We start from the raw sequence: 6,523 nt of genomic DNA, 5'->3' as shown, positions 1-6,523 counted from the left end.
GCATTTGGTAGTTGAAACTACCAAATGTTAAAAACCATATAACAATCTTTACAGAAAGCAAACCGTTTTACAGGCATGACACCTTGAAACATATACATATCACTGAAGATATTAAAATCAGATGATGCAGATATCCAACATCATTATCTCACTTTGAAATGCTGAAAAACCGCGTCAAATCATCCCTGTCATCTTGTATGTAGAATGAGCATGACCTCATACTTGCCACTGATGACCTTCTAAATCAATGGTTACAGCAAACTAAAAGACAATGAGAAACTTTTTAAAAAGAAGCAGCTGCACACAAAATTTGCTTCATCTTTTTCCTTCTTTTCCAAGTAACTATTCCCGTTTTTTTTCTTAACTTTGTAGCCATCATGGTAGAAAATCTAATTGTTGAGGCACATCGCCCGGGCAGAATCGAGGTGATATGCGGTTCAATGTTCTCTGGAAAGACCGAAGAACTGATACGAAGAATGAAGCGAGCTAAGTTTGCCAAGCAGAAAGTTGAAATCTTCAAGCCGGCAATCGACACGCGCTATTCGGAAGAAGATGTCGTGAGTCACGACCAGAACTCAATCCATTCAACGCCGATAGACGCTTCGGGCGCGATACTGTTGCTGGCATCCGACATTGACGTTGTAGGCATTGACGAGGCTCAATTCCTTGATGACAATCTCGTTGATGTGTGCAATGAGCTGGCAAACCGTGGCATCCGCGTCATCATTGCAGGGCTTGACATGGACTTCAAAGGGGTTCCTTTCGGGCCAATTCCAGCCCTCTGTGCCATTGCCGACGAGGTAACCAAGGTGCATGCCATATGTGTAAAGTGCGGCGCATTGGCCTATGTGAGTCATCGTTTGGTGGCAGATGAGCATCGGGTGATGTTGGGTGAGCAGGCAGAATATGAACCGTTGTGCCGTGCCTGCTATCAGAAAGCATTGAAAGAGGAAAAGAAATAGGAATTATGAGAAAAGAGATTACCTTCGATCAGCTTATCCGTTGGGTAGGAACCGGCCTGTTAATCATTGCGATTTTGTTGCTGGTCAACTATCTGAGCAACGTACTTCTGCCGTTCTTCATTGCATGGTTTATGGCCTATTTGCTTTATCCGGTAGTACAGTTCATAGAAAACAAGCTGCATATCCGTGTGCGCGCAATCAGCATTCTGCTTACAATGCTGCTGGTTATAGCTGTCATCGGAGGTGTATTCTACCTCATCGTACCCCCCATGATAGAGCAGTTCGACAAGCTTCAAACCGTTCTTATGCGCTGGGTTCACCACACTACGCACACCAACAACCTGACGAATTACATCTCAGAATGGATACAGGCAAACCAAGAACACATAGAACGTTTCTTCAAAAGTAAGGACTTTGGCGACACCATCAAGAGCGCAATGCCTAAGCTTTTCTCGTTTGTAAGCCAGACGGCCAGTGTCATCCTGAGCATTATCGCCTCTGCCATCACCTTATTATATATGTTCTTTATCCTGCTGGATTATGAGTACTTAACGACCAACTGGATACGTATTTTCCCTAAAAAGAACCGTCCTTTCTGGCAAGAACTCCTGCAAGATGTGAAGCGTGAGCTTAATAATTACGTGCGAGGTCAAGGACTTGTGGCACTCTGTATGGGCATTATGTTCTGTATCGGCTTTACAATCATTGGCTTCCCCATGGCTATCGGTCTGGGTATTCTCATCGGAATACTTGATTTGGTGCCCTATCTTCACACCTTTGCACTCATTCCAACAGCCTTTCTTGCGATGCTGAAAGCAGCGGATACCGGGCAGAATTTCTGGATTGTTTTTGGCTTGGCATTGCTTGTTTTCATCGTAGTTCAGGCAATTACCGACTTCATTGTGACCCCCAAGATCATGGGAAAAGCAATGGGACTCAACCCTGCTATCCTGCTGTTGTCGCTCTCAATATGGGGTGCACTGCTCGGTTTCATCGGCTTGATCATAGCACTTCCACTTACAACCCTGCTCATTGCTTACTGGCAGCGCTATATAACGAAAGAGGAACAAGGGCAAAACAAACCCCATTTAGAGGTCGAAATCAAAGAATAAAAGGCTTCGGTAAAAGCCCAAGAACTATTGACATGCGACACCTTTCGAGGACGAGCGTCTCACTTTATAATACTCCTTGATTTGTTAAATATATTAAATTAAAGTATATAATCCCCATAAGTCTTTCCCTGTTTCAATTAAAATAAGTACCTTTGCACTCGCTTTCGAACAGGAAGTTGACTGACTCGCTAGCTCAGTTGGTAGAGCACAACACTTTTAATGTTGGGGTCATGGGTTCGAGCCCCATGCGAGTCACAAGATAAAAAAGAGGAGTTCAAAATTGAACTCCTCTTTTTTCTTTTCATAACATGCAGGGAACAGCATTTCATCATTGTGCATTCAACCGTTCCATTTCAAGCGAAGCCCAGATAAACGGGCCAATACCTTTGGCGTCGTTATCGCGGATTGGTTCGCTCATATAATAGTCGAAGCTGCCGTCACGCTTATAGTTTTCCTTGCCTGCAGGCACGAACGGTCCTTTGCCTGGACCGAGTCCACTCACACTGCAGCAATCCGTCAGCGAGATTGTACGGTCTTTATTCACACGAATAAAACGCTTCAGAATGCCTTCATAGGCTCGCTTTCCAGCCTCATTGAAGTCAGTATCAAGCCAGCCCATACGCGAACCTTTCAGTAAAACATAGGCAAACATGCACGAAGCTGTGCTTTCCAAATAGTTCTTCGGACTCTCAACGTCCAACACATCATACCAAACTCCACTCTTTTTATCCTGATATTGCACGACAGCTTTCATCACTTTCTGCAACAATGCCACTACTTCTGCCTTGCGGGGATAGTCATCCGGCATGACATCAAGGCACTCGGTCATCGCCATAACATACCAACCGAGCGCACGAGCCCACGTGTGACGACTCTGTCCAGTGAGTAGATTTGCCCAAAATTGTCTATGAGTTTCATCCCACGCATGCTTCCAAAGACCGGTTTTCTCATCGTAAGTTCGTCTGTCAGTCTGCATCATCTGATTGACTGCATCATCAAGAATTCGGCGGGCTTTCCGTGGAGAACAGTTCTTCACAGCATAGTCGCAATAGAACGGTAAGCCCATGAATATGCCGTCAAGCCACACCTGATTGGCATATATCGCCTTATGCCAGAACACGCTTTCTCTTGTTCTTGGCTGGTTCAGAAGCTGCTTCATAAAGGTTTTCAAAGCTATCTTCTCCCCTTTCCTTGCCCCATACTGTTGCATGCGAAGAATGAACTTAGCAGGTCTTACATTATCAAGATTGAATGCATTATAGTCATATCCCACTACATCTCCACGCTCATCAATCATCTTTTGCCTATATGTATGCAGATAATTCAAGATAGAATCGTCTCCATGAACACGGTAGGTATCAAGCAATCCCTCGAGTTCTATGCCCACAGCATAGTTCCAACGAGGCTTCGAAGCGAAGTCAAGCAGATAGGATTTCGGTGTACGTTTCATCTCCGAATAAGTCATCCATTGCGCCATACTCTTATAAGGACGGTCTTCGGATGCCAATACCAATGAGCCGTTCATCATGACATTGTCAAACTTCACGTTACGAGTTTTGCCCGTTATCCTTACGTTTTCTCTGCCAATACCATTGAAAACACAGTCTTTCAAGCGTATATCCGACACATTTTCCACACTGTCACGCCCCACAATCAGTACGCCGTAAGCACTCTTCCGGCACGTAACATCCTCTACATTCACGTCTCTTACCTCTGGTTCGAAGCCACGATAACAGGGCTCTTTGGGTTCATAATCAAGGTTAATCTTAACGACTGCTTCCTTACATTGCCCCACTTTAACACGTCGCATGTTGATATTTTCAATGCGACCACCGCGACAATTGTTCGTCTTGATACGCAGAACACGGTCCAGATGCGGCGAATCCATGGTGCAGTCTTCGGCATATACGTTCTTACATCCACCTGAAATCTCACTCCCAATGACGATACCTCCATGTCCATCTTCCATCACACAATTGCGGATTATGATGTTTCTCGAAGGCTTATTCCACATCCGTCCATCGTTATTCCGACCGCTTTTAATCGCTATACAGTCATCTCCCGTGTGGAAATGAGTGTTTTGAATCAATACGTTCTCACATCCTTCAGGGTCACAACCATCACCATTGGGCCCTTCATTCCAAATCTTTACACTGTCAACGGTTACGTTCTTACAGAGCAAAGGATGAATAACCCAGAAGGGAGAATGCAGTAATGTGACCCCCGAAACACGCACTCTGTTTCCTTTTACGAAGTTAATGAGCTGCGGACGGAGGCCTTGTCCCAAGCCAAAACGACGCTCATCCCATGGCACATCGTCTTCTGCAAGCTGCTGAAGTCGCCTGCGTGAGCCCGACACCTGCGCCTCCTTGGTCACTCCTTTGACATAACCGAAGACTTGTTTCCCGCACATTGGCCACCAAGTTTCATTCGAACCGCCTCCGTCAATCGTGCCTTCTCCCGACACAACCACGTCATCTGCGCCGTAAGAATAAATGCAGGGACTGTAGTTCCAGCACATCATTCCCTCCCAAGATGTCTTCACCAAGGGATAAAGTGAACGATCGAAAACAAACTGAAGCAAGGCATCCTTACTCACAACAAGCTCTATTCCCGATGCTAAACGCAAGGCACCTGTCTGCCACTTTCCAGCAGGAACAATCACCTTTCCGCCTCCCTGCTTCGCTAAATAAGCAATAGCGCGGTGGATTGCCTGCTGATTTTGTGCTGCAGAAGCCGTTGTCTTGGCTCCGAATTTCGTGATAACGACAGTGCGCTTCGCTATCTTTGGCTGCTCAATCGAACGCTCAATCGCCCGATACTCGGCTTCGTTCCAACCGTCGGCCAAGGCAATCAACGGGAAGAACACCATTAAAATCAATACTGAAAACTTGTTCATAGAGATTCTTAGTAGGTTTTGTTTTTAACGTATTTGTTTGTCTTTTAAATATATAATAGGTATATATCTCCGCTTACAAAGATAAAGAAAAAGCACGAATGCATGGGTATACTATTGTTAAAAAAAGTCACATGGATGCTTTTCACTTCGTGAATTATTTGCTATATTTGCCCCAGAAACAACATCACAAGCATGATGAACACAAGACATTTCCTCACATTTACCGCCTCATTGCTTTCTACATGGCTTGTCATCATGCTGCAATCAGCATGCAAAGAAACCAGAGTGTTGGCACAACCAAGCACGATATCCGCACCGAAACAATCGTTCAAAGGGCAGAAAACAAGTAAAACCTACAAGAATCTCACGCTCGATGCCGATACCACCTGTGCGGGGTGGCGTGTCATCCTGCAATCAGCTGACGCACCATATAAGGTGAAGCATGAAGACTTCTATGACAAAATCGTGCTCATCACGCTTTATAAAGATGGCAAACTACTTGTTGACAAGCAGGAATTCACCACCAAAAACCTGCATCGAAAGCCTCAACCTTATCTGCAACTCTACCCTGCATATGTAAAACTCATCACGCAAACGACAGTCTATATCGGTATTTCCAACTGCTTTCCTGAAAGCGATGCATGCTGGATTTACACGCTCTTCTACGGACAAGACGGCAGGATGAAGAGAACACTTATAAGCATAGCAATGGACGAATCGGACGAAGCTGCTGAGTTTTTCAGGTCATGGATACACGAATGTCAACAGAAACCAGTTGACCAAACCTTGCTGCAAATGATTGCAGATGCCTTCTGTACGCCTGCTTATGCCAAGCAGACAGACTGCAGGAACTGGCAGAAGATACTGCCGAAAAAGGTAGTTGACAGACTCAACAAAGACATGGAAGTAGATGCAGAAACCACTTTTATCTCGGAAGATGAAATGCTCCAGCGTGGAACAGTGCGTTTCCTTTCCCGAAATTCAACTCATGTCATTGACTCTGTCCATTATGAATTGAAGTTGAAAAAGCAAGAAGACGGCTTTTCAACCTATGACGGTATCAGCAGGATATGGCAGGAAAAGTAAGGTGACAGACAGGGAAACAGGAAATGATTTTGTTCAGTTTCTTTCCCTGTTTTTAACATCTCTACGGATCACCAAATAGAAAAAGAAAGACCACTTTTTGTGACAAGCGCAACCATTTCTTAGCTTCGATGCCCTCGTTTTTAGCTTCAAGTCTTGCAATCTCTGTCACTTTAGCTCGCTATCTGCATCATTTCACCCTGCCAAGTGCTTGAAAACACCACGCATTTTGACGCAGATGACAAGCTGAAGTGACGCAGAAGGCGAGTATTTTCAATGTTGCCAAACACTTTAAAAAGCATCAAATTGGATAACATGTTGACTGTCAACACCTTACGAAGAGGCCTCAAAACTCGCGTATTCTGAGCGAGGAAAGGTTGTGTTTCGAATATGCCGGCTATGCGAAAGCAATTGTAAACATACTTGAAAAGAATTAACATATGGTAGTTTCAACTACCAAATGCGAA

Annotated in this window: 4 protein-coding genes and 1 tRNA gene; 4 read left to right on the top strand and 1 reads right to left on the bottom strand. The window is 44.7% G+C overall.

Annotated elements, in window-relative coordinates:
* Positions 1-377: 377 nt before the first annotated feature.
* The 3 genes from HMPREF2983_RS04890 to HMPREF2983_RS04880 all read left to right on the top strand — a co-directional run bounded on the left by HMPREF2983_RS04890 (position 378) and on the right by HMPREF2983_RS04880 (position 2,329).
* A complete protein-coding gene (locus tag HMPREF2983_RS04890) occupies positions 378-962 on the top strand; it encodes a thymidine kinase (RefSeq protein ID WP_004371524.1) in 585 nt (194 codons plus the stop codon).
* A 5-nt stretch (positions 963-967) separates the two neighbouring features.
* A complete protein-coding gene (locus tag HMPREF2983_RS04885; protein ID WP_070667202.1) occupies positions 968-2,074 on the top strand; it encodes an AI-2E family transporter in 1,107 nt (368 codons plus the stop codon).
* A 182-nt stretch (positions 2,075-2,256) separates the two neighbouring features.
* Positions 2,257-2,329 (top strand) — tRNA-Lys (locus HMPREF2983_RS04880).
* A 73-nt stretch (positions 2,330-2,402) separates the two neighbouring features.
* Here the strand turns inward: HMPREF2983_RS04880 and HMPREF2983_RS04875 are convergent.
* Positions 2,403-4,973: a glycoside hydrolase family 88 protein gene (locus tag HMPREF2983_RS04875; RefSeq protein ID WP_070667200.1), complete on the bottom strand. Its 2,571-nt coding sequence runs from the start codon at positions 4,971-4,973 to the stop codon at positions 2,403-2,405.
* A 192-nt stretch (positions 4,974-5,165) separates the two neighbouring features.
* Between HMPREF2983_RS04875 and HMPREF2983_RS04870 the strand changes: the two genes are divergently transcribed.
* Complete coding sequence (locus tag HMPREF2983_RS04870; RefSeq protein ID WP_070667199.1) at positions 5,166-6,059, top strand: hypothetical protein; 894 nt, start codon at positions 5,166-5,168, stop codon at positions 6,057-6,059.
* Positions 6,060-6,523: the final 464 nt, after the last annotated feature.

Source organism: Prevotella sp. HMSC077E09 (assembly GCF_001814685.1).
Taxonomy (GTDB): domain Bacteria; phylum Bacteroidota; class Bacteroidia; order Bacteroidales; family Bacteroidaceae; genus Prevotella; species Prevotella oris.
This window is presented reverse-complemented; position numbering and strand designations above follow the sequence as displayed.